The sequence below is a fragment of the Maritimimonas sp. 2205BS37-2 genome (assembly GCF_056591755.1).
In genome coordinates this window covers 508,866-527,317 of the sequence record NZ_JBWQOI010000001.1, presented here as the reverse complement: position 1 = coordinate 527,317, position 18,452 = coordinate 508,866, and the positions used below count along the sequence as shown (strand labels likewise).

17 protein-coding genes and 1 pseudogene are annotated in these 18,452 nt (G+C 32.8%); 3 read left to right on the top strand and 15 right to left on the bottom strand.

The features are described 5' to 3' along the window. Nucleotides 1-17 precede the first annotated feature (17 nt). Entirely contained in the window at nt 18-2,411 is a 2,394-nt protein-coding gene (locus tag AC1EUU_RS02380) for a zinc-dependent metalloprotease (protein WP_480199777.1), read from the bottom strand. A 113-nt stretch (nt 2,412-2,524) separates the two neighbouring features. On the opposite strand from AC1EUU_RS02380, the gene prfB reads away from it, so the two are divergent. Both prfB and AC1EUU_RS02370 read left to right on the top strand, forming a co-directional pair. After that, nucleotides 2,525-3,616: a peptide chain release factor 2 gene (gene prfB, locus AC1EUU_RS02375; protein WP_480199776.1), complete on the top strand. Its 1,092-nt coding sequence runs from the start codon at nt 2,525-2,527 to the stop codon at nt 3,614-3,616. Nucleotides 3,617-3,734: 118 nt separating this feature from the next. After that, a complete protein-coding gene (locus tag AC1EUU_RS02370) occupies nt 3,735-4,352 on the top strand; it encodes an HAD family hydrolase (RefSeq protein WP_480199775.1) in 618 nt (205 codons plus the stop codon). Here the strand turns inward: AC1EUU_RS02370 and AC1EUU_RS02365 are convergent. From AC1EUU_RS02365 to AC1EUU_RS02320, 10 genes and pseudogenes are all read right to left on the bottom strand, one after another. After that, nucleotides 4,318-4,734 carry a 3D domain-containing protein gene (locus AC1EUU_RS02365; RefSeq protein WP_480199774.1) on the bottom strand — a complete coding sequence of 139 codons (417 nt, stop codon included), beginning with the start codon at nt 4,732-4,734 and terminating at the stop codon, nt 4,318-4,320. The genes AC1EUU_RS02370 and AC1EUU_RS02365 overlap by 35 nt on opposite strands. Before the next feature lie 18 nt (nt 4,735-4,752). Further along, complete coding sequence (locus AC1EUU_RS02360) at nt 4,753-6,069, bottom strand: NAD(P)/FAD-dependent oxidoreductase (RefSeq protein WP_480199773.1); 1,317 nt, start codon at nt 6,067-6,069, stop codon at nt 4,753-4,755. Between the two features lie 10 nt (nt 6,070-6,079). Then, on the bottom strand, nt 6,080-6,610 hold the full coding sequence (locus AC1EUU_RS02355) for a GNAT family N-acetyltransferase (protein WP_480199772.1): 531 nt from the start codon (nt 6,608-6,610) through the stop codon (nt 6,080-6,082). Further along, a complete protein-coding gene (locus tag AC1EUU_RS02350; protein ID WP_480199771.1) occupies nt 6,610-7,461 on the bottom strand; it encodes a 5-oxoprolinase subunit C family protein in 852 nt (283 codons plus the stop codon). The genes AC1EUU_RS02355 and AC1EUU_RS02350 overlap by 1 nt, the downstream gene beginning before the upstream one ends. Continuing rightward, nucleotides 7,454-8,188: a 5-oxoprolinase subunit PxpB gene (pxpB, locus tag AC1EUU_RS02345; RefSeq protein WP_480199770.1), complete on the bottom strand. Its 735-nt coding sequence runs from the start codon at nt 8,186-8,188 to the stop codon at nt 7,454-7,456. Before pxpB ends, AC1EUU_RS02350 begins: the two co-directional genes overlap by 8 nt. 1 nt (nt 8,189) lies before the next feature. Continuing rightward, nucleotides 8,190-8,924, bottom strand: coding sequence for a 5-oxoprolinase subunit PxpA (pxpA, locus tag AC1EUU_RS02340; RefSeq protein ID WP_480199769.1), 735 nt, complete (start codon nt 8,922-8,924; stop codon nt 8,190-8,192). After that, a complete protein-coding gene (locus tag AC1EUU_RS02335; protein ID WP_480199768.1) occupies nt 8,924-10,150 on the bottom strand; it encodes an Nramp family divalent metal transporter in 1,227 nt (408 codons plus the stop codon). Before AC1EUU_RS02335 ends, pxpA begins: the two co-directional genes overlap by 1 nt. Next, entirely contained in the window at nt 10,143-11,240 is a 1,098-nt protein-coding gene (locus AC1EUU_RS02330) for a DUF2891 domain-containing protein (protein WP_480200752.1), read from the bottom strand. Before AC1EUU_RS02330 ends, AC1EUU_RS02335 begins: the two co-directional genes overlap by 8 nt. A 75-nt stretch (nt 11,241-11,315) precedes the next feature. Further along, the gene (locus AC1EUU_RS02325) at nt 11,316-12,179 is read right to left on the bottom strand and encodes a DUF6438 domain-containing protein (protein WP_480199767.1); all 864 of its coding nucleotides are present in this window, start codon (nt 12,177-12,179) and stop codon (nt 11,316-11,318) included. Nucleotides 12,180-12,263: 84 nt separating this feature from the next. Further along, nucleotides 12,264-12,380: pseudogene (locus tag AC1EUU_RS02320) on the bottom strand (magnesium chelatase subunit ChlI family protein); the annotation flags it as partial. 54 nt (nt 12,381-12,434) lie between these two features. Here AC1EUU_RS02320 and AC1EUU_RS02315 point away from each other — a divergent pair. Continuing rightward, nucleotides 12,435-13,865, top strand: coding sequence for a recombinase family protein (locus AC1EUU_RS02315; RefSeq protein ID WP_480199766.1), 1,431 nt, complete (start codon nt 12,435-12,437; stop codon nt 13,863-13,865). A gap of 36 nt (nt 13,866-13,901) precedes the next feature. Here the strand turns inward: AC1EUU_RS02315 and AC1EUU_RS02310 are convergent, their stop codons facing one another. The 4 genes from AC1EUU_RS02310 to AC1EUU_RS02295 all read right to left on the bottom strand — a co-directional run bounded on the left by AC1EUU_RS02310 (nt 13,902) and on the right by AC1EUU_RS02295 (nt 18,370). Then, nucleotides 13,902-16,358 (bottom strand): DUF6602 domain-containing protein, encoded by a 2,457-nt coding sequence (locus AC1EUU_RS02310; RefSeq protein ID WP_480199765.1) that lies wholly within the window; start codon nt 16,356-16,358, stop codon nt 13,902-13,904. A 271-nt stretch (nt 16,359-16,629) separates the two neighbouring features. Continuing rightward, a complete protein-coding gene (locus AC1EUU_RS02305; RefSeq protein ID WP_480199764.1) occupies nt 16,630-17,010 on the bottom strand; it encodes a hypothetical protein in 381 nt (126 codons plus the stop codon). A gap of 250 nt (nt 17,011-17,260) precedes the next feature. Beyond that, nucleotides 17,261-17,578: a hypothetical protein gene (locus tag AC1EUU_RS02300; protein WP_480199763.1), complete on the bottom strand. Its 318-nt coding sequence runs from the start codon at nt 17,576-17,578 to the stop codon at nt 17,261-17,263. Between the two features lie 435 nt (nt 17,579-18,013). Further along, nucleotides 18,014-18,370: a hypothetical protein gene (locus tag AC1EUU_RS02295; RefSeq protein ID WP_480199762.1), complete on the bottom strand. Its 357-nt coding sequence runs from the start codon at nt 18,368-18,370 to the stop codon at nt 18,014-18,016. Nucleotides 18,371-18,452: the final 82 nt, after the last annotated feature.

The window sequence follows — 18,452 nt, the reverse complement described above, 5'->3', positions numbered from 1 at the left end:
GTAATTGAACTACTTATTTACTCCATTCCTATAGGTGAACCATCCGGAATTTTCGGAGCTTCAGTTCTTTTATACTTAGAAGGATTCTTCATAAATGCTGCTATTCGTTTAATCATATTAGCATCGTATATTTTTTGAAGTCCAGTTTGCTTCTTTGATTTTAAATACGCTGAAATTTCATCAATTTGATTAAGTACAATGGCATTTACTTGTCTATATGTATTCTGGTTTGCCGCTAAATAAAAAAGTTGATTCAACACTTCTTGATTCACCACATTTTGCAAATCTTGCTGATATTCATCTTTATGGTTCTTTTTAAATGAAGCATTTACAACTTTATTTATTACTTCATTTAATCCGAGTTGACTTTTATCTAAACTTTTATGTTGCACTAAGCGTGAAGCGCGCTCGGCATTAAATAATAATTCTAGAGGTAGCTGAACGGCTGTTTCAACCGCTCCATATGGATCAAATGCAACGCCATTTTTACTTTTAAATGATTCCCTACTTCTATTATACCCAAAGGCTCTTGGAGGAAATAAGTTTAATTTGTCTTTTGGAATGGCAATTTCGTTCACATTAATTGTTTTTATTAAAGTGTTGAGAGCTTTTCTTTCTGTTACTCCATCTACTCTCTTTACTGGAGTTTGCTCACCACCTTTAATGGCATAACCATAATCTAATCCGCCTATTAATTTTACGACAGCCTCAGTTTGGTATCTATGAAAAAAATAAAGAGGAACAAAAACATCTTCTAGTACCGAGTAAGGTTTATCTGTCTTAATATTATCTACCGAGAAGTTTGCGATTGCTGTTTTACGGATCTCTAATACATTATTTAGTTCTTCTGAAATATCGTCTCCATTATCCCATAAATGGGCATAGGCATTTGCGCTTCCTTTTGGGCGCGCATCTTGATCTGAAATGTAGCATAATCCTTTTGCGAATGCATCATCTAAAATCTTCTGTAGGCCTGATTTTTCATTTTCTGTAAAATCTTGATAGGCATAGGCTACGGTTACTTTATCCCATTCTCCTATTCCAACGGCATAAGCATCTGAAAAATCAACCTTTCCTTGCTTTAAAGATAATTTTGGATGTGGATAATCCATAACAGATGCTCTATTATTGGTACTTGCCGCAAAATTATGTGCAAACCCCAGCGTATGTCCTACTTCATGAGCAGACAGTTGACGTATTCTGGCCAAGGCCATTTCTAATGCAAAAGTATCATCTGTTGCGCCGTTGGCGTAAGGCGCTTGTAACGCTTGTGCTATCATAAAATCTTGACGAATACGCAATGATCCTAAACTCACATGTCCTTTTATAATTTCTCCTGTTCTAGGATCAGAGATACTACCTCCATAGCTCCATCCTCGCGTAGAACGATGTACCCATTGAATCATATTATAGCGTAAATCCATGGGATCGGCTCCTTCTGGTAGCATTTTTACTTGAAAAGCATCTTTATATCCTGCTGCTTCAAATGCTTGATTCCACCAGCGAGCCCCATCTAATAATGCAGAACGAACAGGTTCTGGAGTTCCTCTATCTAAATAGTAAATAATAGGTTCTTTAGCTTCACTTATACTAGCTGAAGGATCTTTTTTCTCTAATCGGTGACGGTAGATAAAGCGCTTTGTAATTGATTCATTAACCGGAGTGGCATAATCTAAATAACTCATTGGATAGCAGCCGGACCGAGGGTCATAAACTCGCGATTTGTAATTATTATCTGGCAATTCTACAAACGAATGATGTTGGTGAGATGTAACCGCCGTTGCATCTGGTGTCACACTTCTAATATTATATCCTTTAGGTTTTCCTGTAAAAGTAAGTAATACATCAAATTCTACATTTTTAGGAAATGCTTTTGTACGCTCTAAGTTAAACGCACTCCTTGATTTATCAAGCTTATAAGTTCCTTGCTTATTATTTGATAATCTATTGACCACTCCATGTGCATCTCGCATTAAAAAGTCGGTAGCATCAACTAAATACTTTCCATTTTCAATTTCTTGAATCTTAAAACCCCATAAAACCGATTTTGCAAAAGCCTCTTGTATCGACTTTCTTTCTTCGCTATTATCTGTTAAAGCACGGTAACGTTGATTGGGTTGTATTAATAATAATTTATTTCCTGCTCTTTGAAATTTCACAACAACACCATCCCCTAGTTGCCCACGATCAAGCCCAATATCATTAGATCCTAACCCTTCTGAAAGTGAATGAACATATAGAAATTCTGCATCCAATTTATCTACTACTAGAAAAATCTTATCGGTATTCTCATCATAGTAGAAATTAAAATAGCCTTTGTATTGCTCAATATCTTTTTGATCTTCAAAAAATTGAGCGTGTATAGGGTTAAAGAAAGTAACGAATAAAAGTAAAAGAATTAGTTGTTTCATCTGAAGTAAAATTTGCATAAAGCTATGAAAATTTGATAAATAAAGTTCATAATGATTAGAGCGAAAAATTAAGTTTTATGGTTGGTTATTAAACCTTATTTTTGCTACCTACTATGATTACACAAGACCAGATAAAAAACATTAATGAACGTGTTGAGAAGCTTAAAGGTTATTTAAATATAGATCAAAAGCTGATTGAAATTTCAAACGAAGAAGAGAAATCGGCCGATCCTAATTTCTGGAACGATCCAAAGGAAGCGGAAAAATTAATGCGTTCACTTCGTTTTAAGAAAAAATGGGTGGAGAACTATAATACGGCTAAGACGGATAGTGAAGAACTCCAAATTTTATATGATTTCTATAAAGATGGTGAAGCTAGCGAAGAAGAAATTATGGAAACATACCATAAGGTCAACACCTTTTTAGAGGAAATGGAATTTAAGAACATGCTTTCTGAAGAAGGTGATGATTTAAATGCTGTTTTACAGATTACTGCTGGTGCCGGTGGTACAGAAAGTTGTGATTGGGCTTCTATGCTCATGCGTATGTATATGATGTGGGGAGAAAAGCATGGTATGAAAATTAAAGAATTAAACTATCAAGAAGGTGATGTAGCAGGAATAAAAACCGTTTCATTACAGTTTGATGGTGATTATGCTTTTGGATGGCTTAAAGGAGAAAATGGAGTGCATCGTTTAGTACGTATTTCTCCATTTGATAGTAATGCTAAGCGGCATACTTCATTTGCATCGGTCTATGTATATCCTTTAGCCGATGACACCATTGAAATAGAAGTAAATCCTGCAGATATAGAAATCACTACTGCACGTTCTAGTGGAGCGGGTGGTCAAAATGTAAACAAAGTGGAAACCAAAGTTCAGTTAACACATAAACCTACAGGAATTCAGATTTCGTGTTCTAATTCACGTTCGCAGCATGATAACAGAGCTACGGCACTGCAAATGCTGAAATCGCAGCTTTATCAAATTGAACTTGAAAAACGTCAGGAAGCCAGAGCGGATATCGAAGCTAACAAACTTAAGAATGAATGGGGAAGTCAGATACGTAATTATGTAATGCACCCCTATAAATTGGTGAAAGATGTGCGCACAGCCGAAGAAACTGGTAATGTTGATGCTGTTATGGATGGTGATATTGATGCTTTTTTAAAGGCTTATCTAATGGCGAATGGGCAGAAGAACTAAACTATTGTATTGGTTCTCTTATTACTGATATAAATAAAAAGAGATTTTTATGTTATCTCAGATAATTACATATTAAAAGAATATTTCAATAAATAGAACTAATTATTATTATCTGAAAATGTCAAAAGTCAACACAATTATCTATGACCTCGGAGGCGTCCTTATCGATTGGAATCCCAAATATGTTTATCGTGATGTTTTTAATGATGACGAAGCTAAAGTAGATTGGTTTTTAAATACTATCTGCACCCATGAATGGAATGAGGAGCATGATGCAGGTCGATTGATTGAAGATGGTAATAAAGTACTCATCGCCCAATATCCTGAACATGAAGGTTTAATTAGAACTTATTATGAACGCTGGAAAGAAATGCTTGGTGGACCTATAAAAGAAGGCGTTGAAATATTAAAAAAGATAAAGGATACTAAAACCTATAGTCTATATGCATTAACTAATTGGAGTGCAGAAACCTTTCCCGTAGCAATAGAGCGTTATGATTTTTTACAATGGTTTGAAGGAATTGTAGTCTCAGGAACAGAAAAAACCAGAAAACCATTTCAAGAGATTTATGATATCATCTTAAATAGGTATGATCTTACAGCTGAAGATTGCGTGTTTATAGACGATAATTTGAAAAATGTAGAAGCTGCCAGAAAGTTAGGAATACATGCAATTCAATTTAAGAATAGTCAACAATTAACTAACGAATTGAATCATTTGGGAGTTCACTTTTAAGAATACCGTATTTAATTTTTAATCGCTTGACACCCCATTCTTTTGCTTTTTTTATGTCTTTGCCCATATAGACATCTATTTGTTTACGTTTTCTACGGTGCATTTTATCTTTAACAAGATAAATACTATCCAAGCCTTCAATTTTAACCGGAGTATTGTGTTTTAAACCCAATCGAATTAAATCGCGAGACACTGCAATACATTTCATACCAGGCTTTAATGTATCACCCCAAGCTGCTATACTAGGATTACCTGATGTTTGAGCTCTGGTAGAATTATACGCAGTAGCTTTTACCTCAATTTCTTTCCAGATATACTTATCTTTTGGTTTACATGAAGTATTTAATAAAAATAGACTTAGAAGTATAATAAAGTATTTCATAAAATATAATTTGTATAATTACAATTCACTTCTGCTTTTAAATCTTTCTATAGCTAAACGTGCTGCAATACCTATACTTAAAAAAGGCTCGGGAGGATTCCAGCAGGGTAATTGACTTTTGTTTATTAGATCTAGGTCTTCAGATTCGCCATTAATAATTTTCTCGGCTAGTGCTTTACCCGCAATTGAGCCTCTTGCCGCCCCAACACCATTATGTCCTACCACCGAATAAACATTCTTCTCTAATTCTCCTGCAAAAAAGCCAAAATTTCTTGATACAGCACAAACTCCGCCCCAGCTATGCTCCAGTTCCAGATTATCAATATTGGAATATCTAATTTTTAATCCGTTCTCATGTTGCTTTTTTATTTTGGAAATAAATGTATCTCTTACTTGATAACTTGGGGTATGTGTATAATGGTTTCGTATTACTAAGCGTTTGTCAGGCGTCATTCTTAGTGTGGTGCCTCCTTTATCAGCAGATGTTAATCCCCATCCGTAAGTGCCACAGAATTGTTCTTGTTGTTCTACAGACAAAGGTTTTGTCATGCTTGCGTATGTAACTATAGGAATTAGTTTATTCTTAAAGAAGCCAAACTCTCTGGCGAAAATATTTACAGCCAAAACCACCTTTTTACATTTAATTATGGCATCTTTTGTTCTAATGTTAATTCCAACGCCATTAGATTCCATATTTTCTACCATGGTATTTTCGAATATGGTAACATTTTTAGGCATCGCCTTCGCTATTCCTTTTAAGTAAGCCGCTGGTTGAAAAAGAATACAATTAGGTGTAAATATCGCTTTCCTATAATGTGGAGTTCCTAAAATAGCTCTGAGCTCATCTTGACCTAAAGTTTTATATTCTTCTTCAGTAGCATCCAACATTCTTCTATATCCATCTAAAAAAGAAACACCTCTTGCAGAGGCAGCCACTTGAAACTTACCTGCTTTATGCCAATCGCAATTAATTCTCTCTTTTTTAACTATTTCTTCGATCCAACGAATCCCTTTTCTATTAATTTTAAATGCTTCTTTATGCAAAAGCGAATCATTGTGCAGTAAATCTCCTTTATGAGGTGTGTCAATAATAAAACCGCTACAACGCCCAGATGTACCAAGTCCTATTCTAGTGGCATCAATTAGTGCAACGGTTGAATCTGGAGACAACAGCGCTAGTCTTCTAGCTGCAGCCATGCCCACAAAACCGCCACCAACAACCACAAAATCGAAAAAAGATTTTCCTTTGAGCTTATTCTCGAAAGGTTTTTCTTTGGTAATCGTATAATACCAACCATTAGAGCCAATACTATTTTGAAACTTCTTGCTATTCAAATTTCTAATTTTAGGTTCGCACAAGTCCGTAGTAAACCAAATCTACAACAGTGCCACTCATAGTTTTATAATCTTTTTTGATTAAACCTTCCTTTTGAAACCCATTCTTTTCTGCTACTCTTTGACTTCCAATATTCGTTGGCATGGTACGCAATGAAAGCTTCTCCATTTTAAGTTCATTAAAGCAATAACGAATAATATAGTTTAAAGCCCAACTCGCAATACCTTTTCCCTCACTTTTTAAATCTATAAAATACCCTATTTCTGTTTTAGGAATATCCCAATTTATATTTTTTAAATCTATAAACCCAATAATTTCATTCGAGTTTTGTTTATAGATCACAAAAGGATAATACATTTTTAAGCTCATTCTGTGTGTTGCTTCTTTGATAAATTCTTTAGTCATCATTAAGGTTTGCGTTTTCACTACCGTACCCGCAAAAGTATCTTCTAGCCTTGACAAATTATTTTGAATTAATTGATAAAAAGCATCTGCGTCTTCGCTTTTTAGTAATCTAATACTTAGTTGTTTGACTATCATCACATTAAAGGTATTTGCTTAAATTGAAAAGTGCTATTTGTTGTCTTTTGTGCAAGCTGATTTATCGATTTGTCCGATAGCTGTAATATTCTAGGATACCCCCCAGTAACCCCACAATCACGCATTAAAATAATGAGCTTACCTGATGGAGTTAGTTGAACCGTACCTGGCAAAACGGCTGATGTTAAAATGGTTTTACCGTCATTTTGAAGTATTTCTTGCAGTCTATATCCCATACGGTTATTTTCATTGGATACCGTAAAGAAAGTCGTGGCTAAAAAATTCCTTTGTTTTTTTGTGAGTATGTTATACTCGGGGCCTTGATAGACCTCAATTTTTGCAGTTGTGAAATGTTTCTCAACTACTTTTATTGAAGCCAATGATTGTTTGCTCAAGGTAGAAAATGCTTCATAGAATATTTCATCATCTTTATGTAGTCTATATTTCTTTGTTATCTCCTTAAAAAGGCTTCTACTACCCAACACAGGTTTATTTAGAAAGCCTCCTTTTACAGCAACATAAGCTCTTAGCCCATATTTAGGGTTTTTAAACTTTAAAACACTATTTGTTTTGGCTTTAATAGGTTGATTGCATTGAACAAATTCATTATCTAGCACTGCATTTAAATTGGCTCCGGCTATGCTGAAAATTGTTTCTTTTAAAAATTGAAACTCGCCGTTAAAAGTAACTTCTAAAACTGCATCATTTTTATCATTTTGTAGAAGTAAGTTTGCCACTTTCGCCGAATAATGATCCATGACACCGGATACAGGAACTCCACTTGTGGCATAGCCATATCTGCCCAGATCTTGAATGGTGCTGTAAATACCAGGTTTAATTACTTTAAGCAAGGAGCACCTCACTTTCTACCTTATAGCGTCTATACGCAACGAGTTTGCTAATTTCAGCGTGCTCATCCATACTAATTGGAACAAATTGAACTTTATCACCAGGCTTAACAAAACAAGGAATTTCATTCTTTCGGTCAAAGAACTGTATCGGTGAATTTCCAATAATATTCCAACCTCCCGCACTCTCTTGCGGATAGATTCCGGTCTGTGCGCCTCCAATACCAACAGCACCTTTTGCAACTTGCAATCTTGGAGTAGCTTTTCTAGGAAAATAAAGCTCCTCTTTGAGTCCACCCAAATATAAAAATCCAGGCAAAAAACCAATAAAATAGACTGTATAATTTTGGCTAGAATGTAAGGTTATCAACTGTGATTTTTCAATTTTTTTTTCAATAGAAATATCCTCTAAATCGATACCAAATTCTTCGTCATAACATACTGGTATTTTCCATAATTTAGAATCGTAATTTTTTCGCGCAACCTGGCCTTCATATAACGATTTTAGCACTGAAAATTCATTATAAATATTATCTATAGTTGAACTATATATGATTGTTAATGAATTATATGTGTTTATTACCTCAAGTTTTACTTTAATATATTTTTCTTTTATATTTTTCTTAAATTCTAAGACATCATTTAGAATATTTTCATTAATGTCCTCTGGCCATTCTATTAAAATTGCATGGTTTCCGAAAGGTTTATATGTTAATTTGTATTGGCTCAATTTAGGCTATTTTTATTCCTTTATTTTGAAGTTCTTTTACCGCGTATTTCAGTAGATTGATGGCCATTGGATTATCACCATGAAAACAATATGTTTCTGCCTCAAGTGTTACTTCTCCCCCTTCTAGCGTCTTTACTCTTTTTTCTAAGATCATTTTTAACAAATGACTTGTTAATTTTTCTTTATCGGTAATAACAGCATTTTCTAATTTTCTAGATACCAATGTTAAATCAGCATTATAATTTCTATCAGCAAAAGCTTCTACTTTAAATTTTAGTCCATTCGTGCTTGCCATTTTTTGGATTACTGAATTATAAGGAACATAAATTGATGCATTGGGGGCAGTATTTTTTACAGCTTTAATTATGGCCTCGGCATGCGAATCATCAATTGCCGCAATATTATACAAGGCTCCATGCGCCTTAACATGGTTTAAATCTGTATTCTTTTCTTGGCATACGGTAAGAACCAATTGAATTTGTTCTTCGATACATTCTTGAAGCTTTTTTAATGGCATTTCTAGGCGTATTCTGCCAAAATTAGCCATGTCTGGAAATGATGGATGCGCACCTATCTTTACTTGGTGTGCTAAAGCCATATCTACTACTTTTCTTACAGTCCGTTTACTTCCTGCATGTCCACCACAAGCTATGGAACAGGAAGATATATAAGGCATTAAATCTGATTCATTGTTTAAGCCTTCTCCTAAGTCACAATTAATGTCTATAAGCTGCATTAGAATAAGTTGAATACTTTAAAAACACTCTTTAACCCTAAAAATATTGCTATTCCTAAAATAATTAGACCAATAATATTTTGTCTCAAATTATTTTTATGACTTCCTAAAACAGATTCTTTATTCATAATCCAAAGTAAAAATCCGGCAATAACCGGTAGTAAAATCCCGTTTGCTACTTGCGCAAATTTGATTACCTCAATTGATTTAAATCCTGTTGAAGAGAATAGCACTCCCAAGATTAAAATAAACATCCAAACTGCTCTAATTTTTTTTGATTTTAACCCGGCTTCCCAGCCTAAGCACCCTTTAGCAACATAGGCGGCGGCTAAAGGAGCTGTAATTGCACTTGTTATACCAGCCGCGAATAACCCTATTGATAAAAAGTATTTTGCGAAATTACCAAAAAGAGGTTCTAAACCTTTCGCCAGATCAGCAGCATTACTTACCGTGGTAGATTGTATTGCAGCGGCCGAAATAATAATAGCCATAGAAACCATACCTCCAAGTACAACGGCCAAAATTGTATCTTTTCTTGCCAAATGCAAATCACTTTTATCTTTCCATTTCTCTTTTACCAATGAGGCATGGAGAAACAAGTTATACGGAACAACTGTTGTGCCTATTAAACCAATAATGGTAAGAATACTATCCTTAGGAAAAGAGGGTACCAAAAGCCCTTTAAAAACCGATGAAATATCTGGTTTAGTTAATATGGCAGTAATTATGAAGGCAATACTCATTAAAATTACCAGAGAAACCATTGCTTTTTCGAGTACTTTATAGTTACCTATGTATAGTAATATGAAGGCAATAAGACCTATTAAAAGGCTAATATAATTAATAGAGAGCACTCCTAATTCTAAAGTATAATGTCCAAAAACAGTTTCTAAACCGAGTACTCCACCACTAATGTTACCAGCTTCATATGCTGCATTTCCAATCACTATTGCAGAAAGAATTAGTAGTACAGAAAGTCCTCTTAAAATTGGGTGTTTAATCTCTTTTCTAATAATTTCTGAAAGTCCTTTTTGAGCAATGATCCCCAATCGTGCAGACATTTCTTGTAAAACAATAGTGGCAATTACAGATAATACCATTGCCCATAGTAGTGCGTGACCAAAATTAACACCAGCGAGAGTGCATAAGGTTACTGTACCCGGGCCGATAAATGCAGCTGCGACTAAAGGACCTGGACCAATATTTTTAAAGAATTTTTTAATCATTGGTAGTTGAATTTAAAGCGTAAATGGCAAAACTTCCTAACCAATGTCCTCCCTCATAGCTATCACCTACAATATTAGGTAATGAATAATTTATATGTTCGTTAGCCACATTCTTAAGATGTTTTAACTCGGGTAAACCTTTAGCTATTTCATTTAAGCTCCATGCTCTTGAAAAATTTACACCATCTAAATGAACAAGCTTACCATCTGTTCTATCTGACACCTTTCCTGTTTCTAAATTGAAATTTTCATCTTTCAACTGTGGTAAAAATTTAGTCAACCAATTACCAAATTCTTCTTTACTCAGAATTCTTTTCATTATAGCAGCTTCTTCAAGACATGGTGATAAAAAATCAAATCCACTTGGCTCCCAGTTTATCGGACAACCTTCATCATTAAGATAAAAATCTTTTGCTCTCTGTTCAATACTGTTTTTTAATTCTTGATTACCCAATGTAATTGCGTAATCATAGGCAAAGGAAAGTCCGAACGCTGTATTCGGGTGTTCACCTACTCTAATCGGATAATTTAGTTTTGGTAAAAACTCAAGATATTTTTCAACAATCAGATCTGTTAGTGGTTGAAGATTCTTTTCCAACTCTTTAGCTAAGGGATCATTCCAAGTATGTAGTTCTTCTGCCAATTTTAATAGCCAAGCCCAACCATATGTGCGTTCATAAGATTTATTATGTTTACCATGAAAATAGGCTACTTCTTGTACAATCTTGTCTTTAGAAATATTATTGAGCAATTTTTCTCTAATTGTCTTTGCATTTTCTAGGTTTGGAAATTGTTTTAGTAATGAAACTAAGCTCCAATGACCATGAACTGCAGAGTGCCAGTCAAAACATCCATAGAAAGTTGGATGCAGTTTTTTAGGTGGTAATAAATCTTCACTTCCTCCAATAGTTTGATTTAGTTTATTAGGATATTCCGTATTAATACAGTGTAATGGTAATTGAGCCAATCGATTCGCTTCAACAACATTTAACACTGGAGTTTCCACTAGTAGTTTAGTGCTAGATACTACACTCTTGTCTTCTTTTTTTTCTGAAGTATTACACCCTATTAAGACAATAAGGGATATCATTAAGATTTTTTTCACGAAGTAACTTTTATAGTTCACGTGACAAATTAGAGAATCTCCCTTTAATAACAAAAAATATTAATCTTCATCTCTGGCTACAATCTGTATCGCATGCACTGATGGTTTCACAAAAATATGCTTCTGGTTATCTTCTTGAAGCTTAAGTTTTTCTGTAATATGAACCAAATAGTTAGAAAGTTTCTCTAATACAGGATGTTGATCATTGGTGTTAATTTCTATTATTTTACCATTTCTAAGTTCAATAATGTAGTTATATCTAGGTGTGTCTGTGGGTTGTGACTGTTGCTCCCAATTTTCATTAACAGCAAGAATAAGGCTTCGATTTAGTATCCTATGCAATTCTATGCGTTCATCTTTTTCTAAAAAACCTTTAAAGTCTCCTGTAAATTCTTTTGTATATATTCTACCTTGATAAAAAACGTTACCACCTCGATTTATCTCTAATGAAAACGAAGGGCATGTGCCAAAACATGTAGATCCATGAAAAGTGATCTTCTTATAATCTACATAATTCATTTGGTCTTTACGATTGTAAAAAACAAACTCTTTTCTTTTAAAAAAAGGAGCATAATCTAGTTTGTAATGTATCTCTTGATCGAGATCTAACTTTTCATCTAAGGGATAAATAACTAACTTATCTTTTGATAAAGATTTTATTTTAAATGTTATTTTTTCCTCTCTGGATTCTGTACCCCCAACCATATACTTTTCTTTAAATGTAATCGTCTTAGTTCCAAGATCATAAAACATGGCATGTTTTTTCCCTCCAAGATTATAAACTACAGTATCACTCTGAAACTTTAAATAATCTAGATTCTTATTAATCCATTCTGTTTTAGTAAGTAACGAAATACTGCTCTTTGATTGACTAAAAGAAACAATAAACGAAGCTAGAAATAGTATTCTAATTAAGGATTTCATCTTAAAAGTTAATTATAGGGGTACTCAAAAGTAACAAAAAATACTTATTCATTGAAATTAGTTAATGATAATCAAAGCGTTAAATTAATTTAACCAACCTTCACGATCTAGGCTTCTATATTGAATTGCTTCAGAAATATGACTTGATTCAATATTGCATGCACTGTCTAAATCGGCTATAGTTCGTGCTACTTTAATTATACAATTTAATTATAAGTAGTTCAATATTCATTATCTTTATGAAAACAAATTTATATGAAGGCGGTGGTTTACGCAAGGGTTTCGTCAACGGATGAAACACAGTCTTATGAAAGGCAGTTAGATGATTTAAATCGATGGGCAGAGTATCTGCAACTTAGAATTGTAAAAACGTTTGCCGAGAAAATTTCAGGTTTTCAAAAAGGTCTTGATGAAAGGATGGAATTCAATAATATGCTTGATTATATCGAAAAGAAAAAGATCAAACACATTATGGTTTCTGAACTGAGTCGATTATCCCGGAGAAATAATGACGTTGTTAATTTTATATATGATTGTACTCAAAAAGGAATTTCCATTCACATTCAAAAGGAGGGTTTATCAACTTTAAAGCCTGACGGAACTGAAACTCCTGTAGTTAAATTACTTACTGGAATACTATCTAATTTGGCTGAAGAAGAGTCTAAAACACTTTCATACAGAATAAAATCAGGGAAACAATTTTCAGCTTCAAAAGGTGGTGGCTTCAACCAAAAAATATATGGCTATGACAAAGGAGAAGATGGAAAACCAATTATTAATGAAGAACAAGCTGTATTAGTCAGAAAAATGTTTGAAATGCTTCTCAATGGTGAAGGTATAAGAACCATTGCTAATTATTTGAACGAAAATTTTGATACAAAAGAGTGGAAAACTGCTTCAGTTCATTCAATAGTTAGAAATTCATTCTATTGTGGAAAAAGGAAGTACAATGATTTGATTATTGAAGTGCCGGCAATTGTGAGTGAAGAAACATTTAATCAGGCGCAAGAATTTATAAATAAAAGAAAAAGATTTGTTGGAGGGGTTGGAACAAATGTAAATCCTTTTGCTTCATTTATTAAGTGTCAATGTGGTGCAACAATGAATCAGATAGTGCTTAAATCAAAAAATATTAACTTGTATAGATGCGCAAATAAATGCGGTGTAAAATCGGTTAATCGCCCATACTTGATAAAAGAAGTAAAAAAGATAGTTGAGGAGAATGCTAAATTAACTCAGGATGAAGTTGTCAGAGGTCAACTAAAAGATAGGATTAAAGGGGATTATGCAAACATATCGGTATATGAAAGAGAGATTCGTTCAACTAAACTTAAGTCTGATAAAAATTATGAAAGATTATTGGCAGGTACAACAGATGAAAAGAAATATGATGAATTTGAAAGGAAATTTCAGAGGAAAATAGAAAAGCTAACTTCGGATATAAATATTTTAAAAGAATCTATCAGAGCTACTGAAACAGCTTTAAAAGGAGAGATATTTCACTATAGCGATAATCTAAGTGTATTCAAAAAACAACTATTAAAAAAAATAGAGTGGATTGAAATTAAAGATGAAATCGCTGTTGTAAAGATAAAGGGATGGGCAAAAGCTGTAATAACATTGAAAAGAGGTACCGAGTTATTTTTATATAATCGGAATAAAACTTCATTTTATAATAAGAAATAGTAATAGGTTTATAATCTTTTATCATAATTAGGAAATCTACGGAGCTAAATCAGAATATGAATAATCTAATAACTTATTTCTAAGGTAATTTTTCCAATTATCAATCAAACTTAATCCCTCCAAATCTTCTTTTTTAAATGAAGAAGCAAAATTTTTACTTTCAATTGTTGTATCAGTCAAAAATGAAATATAAGCATCAAATACATGAATGGTTTTACTTAATCTTTCAATCACAGTTTGTAGATCAAAATATTCAGAATGATTATTCTTAATCACCTCGATTAAAGTAAGATAATACTGTTTTTGCCTGAATGTTTGATTAGTATAAGTTTTCTTTTCGTTTCTTAAAAAATCAAATCCATCAATTTCTAAAATCCAAATAGAGCTCATGGCTCCTATTAGCATATCACAAAGAACCTGATACTTATCTTCATAAAACTTACGATAACTTTTATGGACAAGGCTAGGATTCTTTATATAACCAATCATGTATTTAAAATATCTGGCGATAGCGGTACAATGAGCGTCAAATTCAAGCGTTTTCAAGTCAATTTCTGAAATATTTTCATTTATATACGAAGTTGCCTCATCAAAAGAATCAATACCGATAGAATCCTTCAAAAAATCCACATGCCCAAAAATAATATGAGAGAAACTTTTATTAAATAAGAAACCCATTGCATGGCGGAGTAGATTTAAGGAATAATAATATCTTGTATTATCTATTGGTTTGTTTTTATTTAGAGCTTCTTCATCATTCAAATTGAGTAACTCTTTTATTTCTAAAAAGTAGTTTTCTTTTTTCCAGCCATTTGCGACTTCCTTATTTGGATCTCCAATATCAAGGAATAATTTTGGGTGAGAAAGCATTCTATTAAATAGATCTGCCAGAACATTCATAACACCCTTAGTTATTCCTATAAAATACTTTTCTTCCTCCTTTTTTAAAATTACATTTAAGTTAGATGAATCTATAAAATCTATAATAACGCCGTTAAATGGTCTAATAAACTTTTTACTTTTAATATAGTGATCTAAGTATTCATAGCAGTTTTCTTTAAAATTAACATGAATACCAGTTTGATTGATTAATCTGCCTCCAATCGACTTAGTAGCTTCATTAAATAAATGATTTTGCATTAACCAATTTGTATTCTTATTTGACCAACTTATTAATTTCCCTTCCCTATTATCCCCAATATACATACCTGTTTCATCATGAACAACACTAGTAAAGGGAGTTAATAGCTCAATCCGATTATTCCTATAAGTAACTAAATTTGTCTCTTTTAGACTGTTGATAATATTGACAAAATTGCGATCTTCATTTGTAAAATGACTACTCCAATTAGGAAATAAACCAGTTATGAATAATTTATAATTTTCAACTTCTTTCCTTAAAGAAGTGATAAAATCATTCTCGCTTGGCACTTCAATAAATTCTTTTTTGGAAGCGATCATGTTGGACACTATGACAAATGTTGAAGGTTTAATTTTTTTTGATACCAATGGAATTTTGATACTAATTTCTTCTACCTCATCCTTATCATATTCATGAAAATAAAAACCTGGTATTTTTTTCCCTTCAACCTCTGTAACTCCTACCGAAAGAAACTTATGATATGTGTAACTTCGACCATCTGATAGTAAATCAAATCTTTTATTAAATCTCTTACATAAGTGATACCAAATAATATTTAAAAAATTATAAATTGAATTTCCTTTTTGAGAGATTGCTAAAGTCCAATAATGAATATTGGGATCGAATGTTTCAGCAAAAGGTTGTCCATTGTATTTAACAATAGACATATCCCCACATATAATAAGGCTTGGAAAATACGATGGTAAATCTAATGGGTGTATCTTTGAATTAGCAGAATAATTCCGAATCGCATTTCTTAATCCTTCAATAGTTTTATATCCACCATAACTATAGATAACTCGAAGTGGTAGCAAGGTGTCACTATATAAGTAGGTGTTTAAAAGATTCAAATTATTTAATTCACTACCTTCTAGAACAGGGTCTTTTATGCCTGTAATAGCGCGAAATGAGTCTTTTAAAATACTTGCCCGAAAGTTATCATATTTACCTATTGGTTTTTTAAATTCATCGTAAACTAAGTTTATTGCAGAAATATGATTATCAAAAGCATCTTTAATCTTTTGTGGGTTAAGAGTTTTCTTAACTTCTATGATCATTATAACATTTTCAATCTTATGAATAAATTTATCAGTCCTTGGAATTTGCTTCCCTTCTCCGATTGTCAGCATACGGTCAATCTCATTACTAAATATGCCATTAATATCTTGAACAAAGCCTTTAGATACATGTAGGTTTAATCCGTCGAATAGGGCATTTTTCAATAATTCTTGAGTTAAACCCTCATACATATCCCCAATTGTTGGGTTGTGAGGTATATCCTTAAAATGTTCAATTTCTTTAATCCCTTTAAATTGTAATTTAACCAGTAAATCCTCAACAGTTTTTAACATAGTTTCAAGTTGCTACAATTAAAATTTGCTTTGAATCAAATTTAACTTATTTTAGAGCAAGTCGAGTAAATTCTAATATGAAAAATGGTGCGTAAAAAAGATAAACGATATAACGACTACTTCGATAACTATACAGAAAAATATAAAGGGACTTTTATATTAGGTTTAGTTTATATCGTGATTGGAGTTATTGTTTACTTCATCTATGAATGGTTTTTCAAATAAGAAAGGGTAACAAATTAATGCTACCCTTAAATCAACTCTGAATTATTCAATTGACTTTCTTAAATTCAAAATCAAATTCTCTTGGGTACTTTATGAAATCTGGAACTTCTCCATTAATTTCAAGAACTTGAGAAAATTTTCCATCTACAAATAATGCTATGACCTCTTCATTTGGATCATTACAAAGCTCCTTTCTCTTTTCAAATACTCTTCCTTTTGAATCAATACCCCACTCTATAGCGTCTGAATAAAACTTTGGATTACGAGGACAATAGCCTATGTGGCTTATTATAGTCTTCTTAGTTTTATACATTGTCTTACAATGTGGACATTTGAAAACCTCAATTTTTTCAGGCTTATCACTAATTTTGACACTTTCAAAACCCTTAAAAAGAATGTGATTCTTGATTTTACTATTTAAAATCATATAACAATATAAAATAGTTAGACCTGATAATACTTAAATACACGTGACTATCATAACGCGATGAAATAGAAAAACAAGATCGATTCTTCCTATTTCAGGTTTACAGTAAAAAGTTTTTGGATTAACAGATAACCGATGCATGATTACCATAACTCTTTAACGAAAAACTCCTGAGAAAATTGCAAAAAAAAGGGACTACGAAATTAATCGTAGTCCCTTCAAACTAACTATTTATTATGAACAAATGATTTTACTTATTCTTTGTTGCTACAGGCGATCTAAAGCCACGCATTGGCATGTCCAGATCGACTTCAAACTCCTCTTTAGGGAGTAATTCACCTGTCTGTGCACATTTCAACATATTCCTTTTCTGATAGTTCTTCATGACGAAGCTTATGTAGTTACCATCAGTTGTTTTTTTTTGTTTAAAACGTTTCTTTTGCTCCTCAACCCAGTCTAGAGATATGGTATTGAAGAATTTCTCTTGTGTGTCTTCTGAATATTCAACCTTATCTTTCTTTGGTTTCGGTGGAATTGGACGTTTGATTTTTCCTTTCAATTTCTCCATCCTATCCTGTTTTTTTATTTGCTTGGCTAAAGCTATCGAGATTGCTCGATCTCTTTTCTTGCCCTCATTGAATAAGGCCCTTACAGCCTCTATTGTGGAGTTATAAGCTTTACCGTTATTACTAAATACCTTCATATAGTTATATTTTACTGATTATTCCTGTGAGTACGAGGATGACCTAGGAAGACTTATATATAATATTAAATATCATGTCAGATCAACTGTCCGTAAGGGGTCTGTTTGATAGGAAAAGGAGGAGGAAAAAAGATAATGTCATTACAACCTCTCTCCTAACCTACCACTTTGGCACCAACGTTTAAGGTTTACCTTAAATCTTTAGCTGAATGAAGAAGAAATATTCTTTATAATCCCTTTGACAATACGGATTTCAAGTTTATACGTTTTAGTACCCTAAATGTTTGATTAGGTATTATCTTACTTAACAAAACTTATTACGGTCAAGTCATTTTTAATTACATCCTCTTCCGAAATTTCCTCTCTAGTTGAGAGGTTTTTATAATACTTCCCGTCAATCTTGAATATTATACTATCCAAATCACCTGATGTCGGTTTATCCTTGTGTACTCTGACAGAATCCGTCCCTGTTCTTTTTTGTAATTCACGTCTCAATCTTAGATGTGTCTTTAAACGTTGGTTAGAATCGGGTAAACTCATGTCATGTATATAGTCTTCTGAGTTGAAATACTTCTCCAACTGCTTCCTAAGTTTTTTATTTATTTCTTCTTCTACAGTCCCTTTGCGAGGTCTACCTCGTTTTCCTTTTACTCTCATAAATTTTATCTTTAATTACCGAATTTTTCTTATTGAATGTCTCTATATCACTCGATGAAGAACATAGAGAAATTCAATTTGG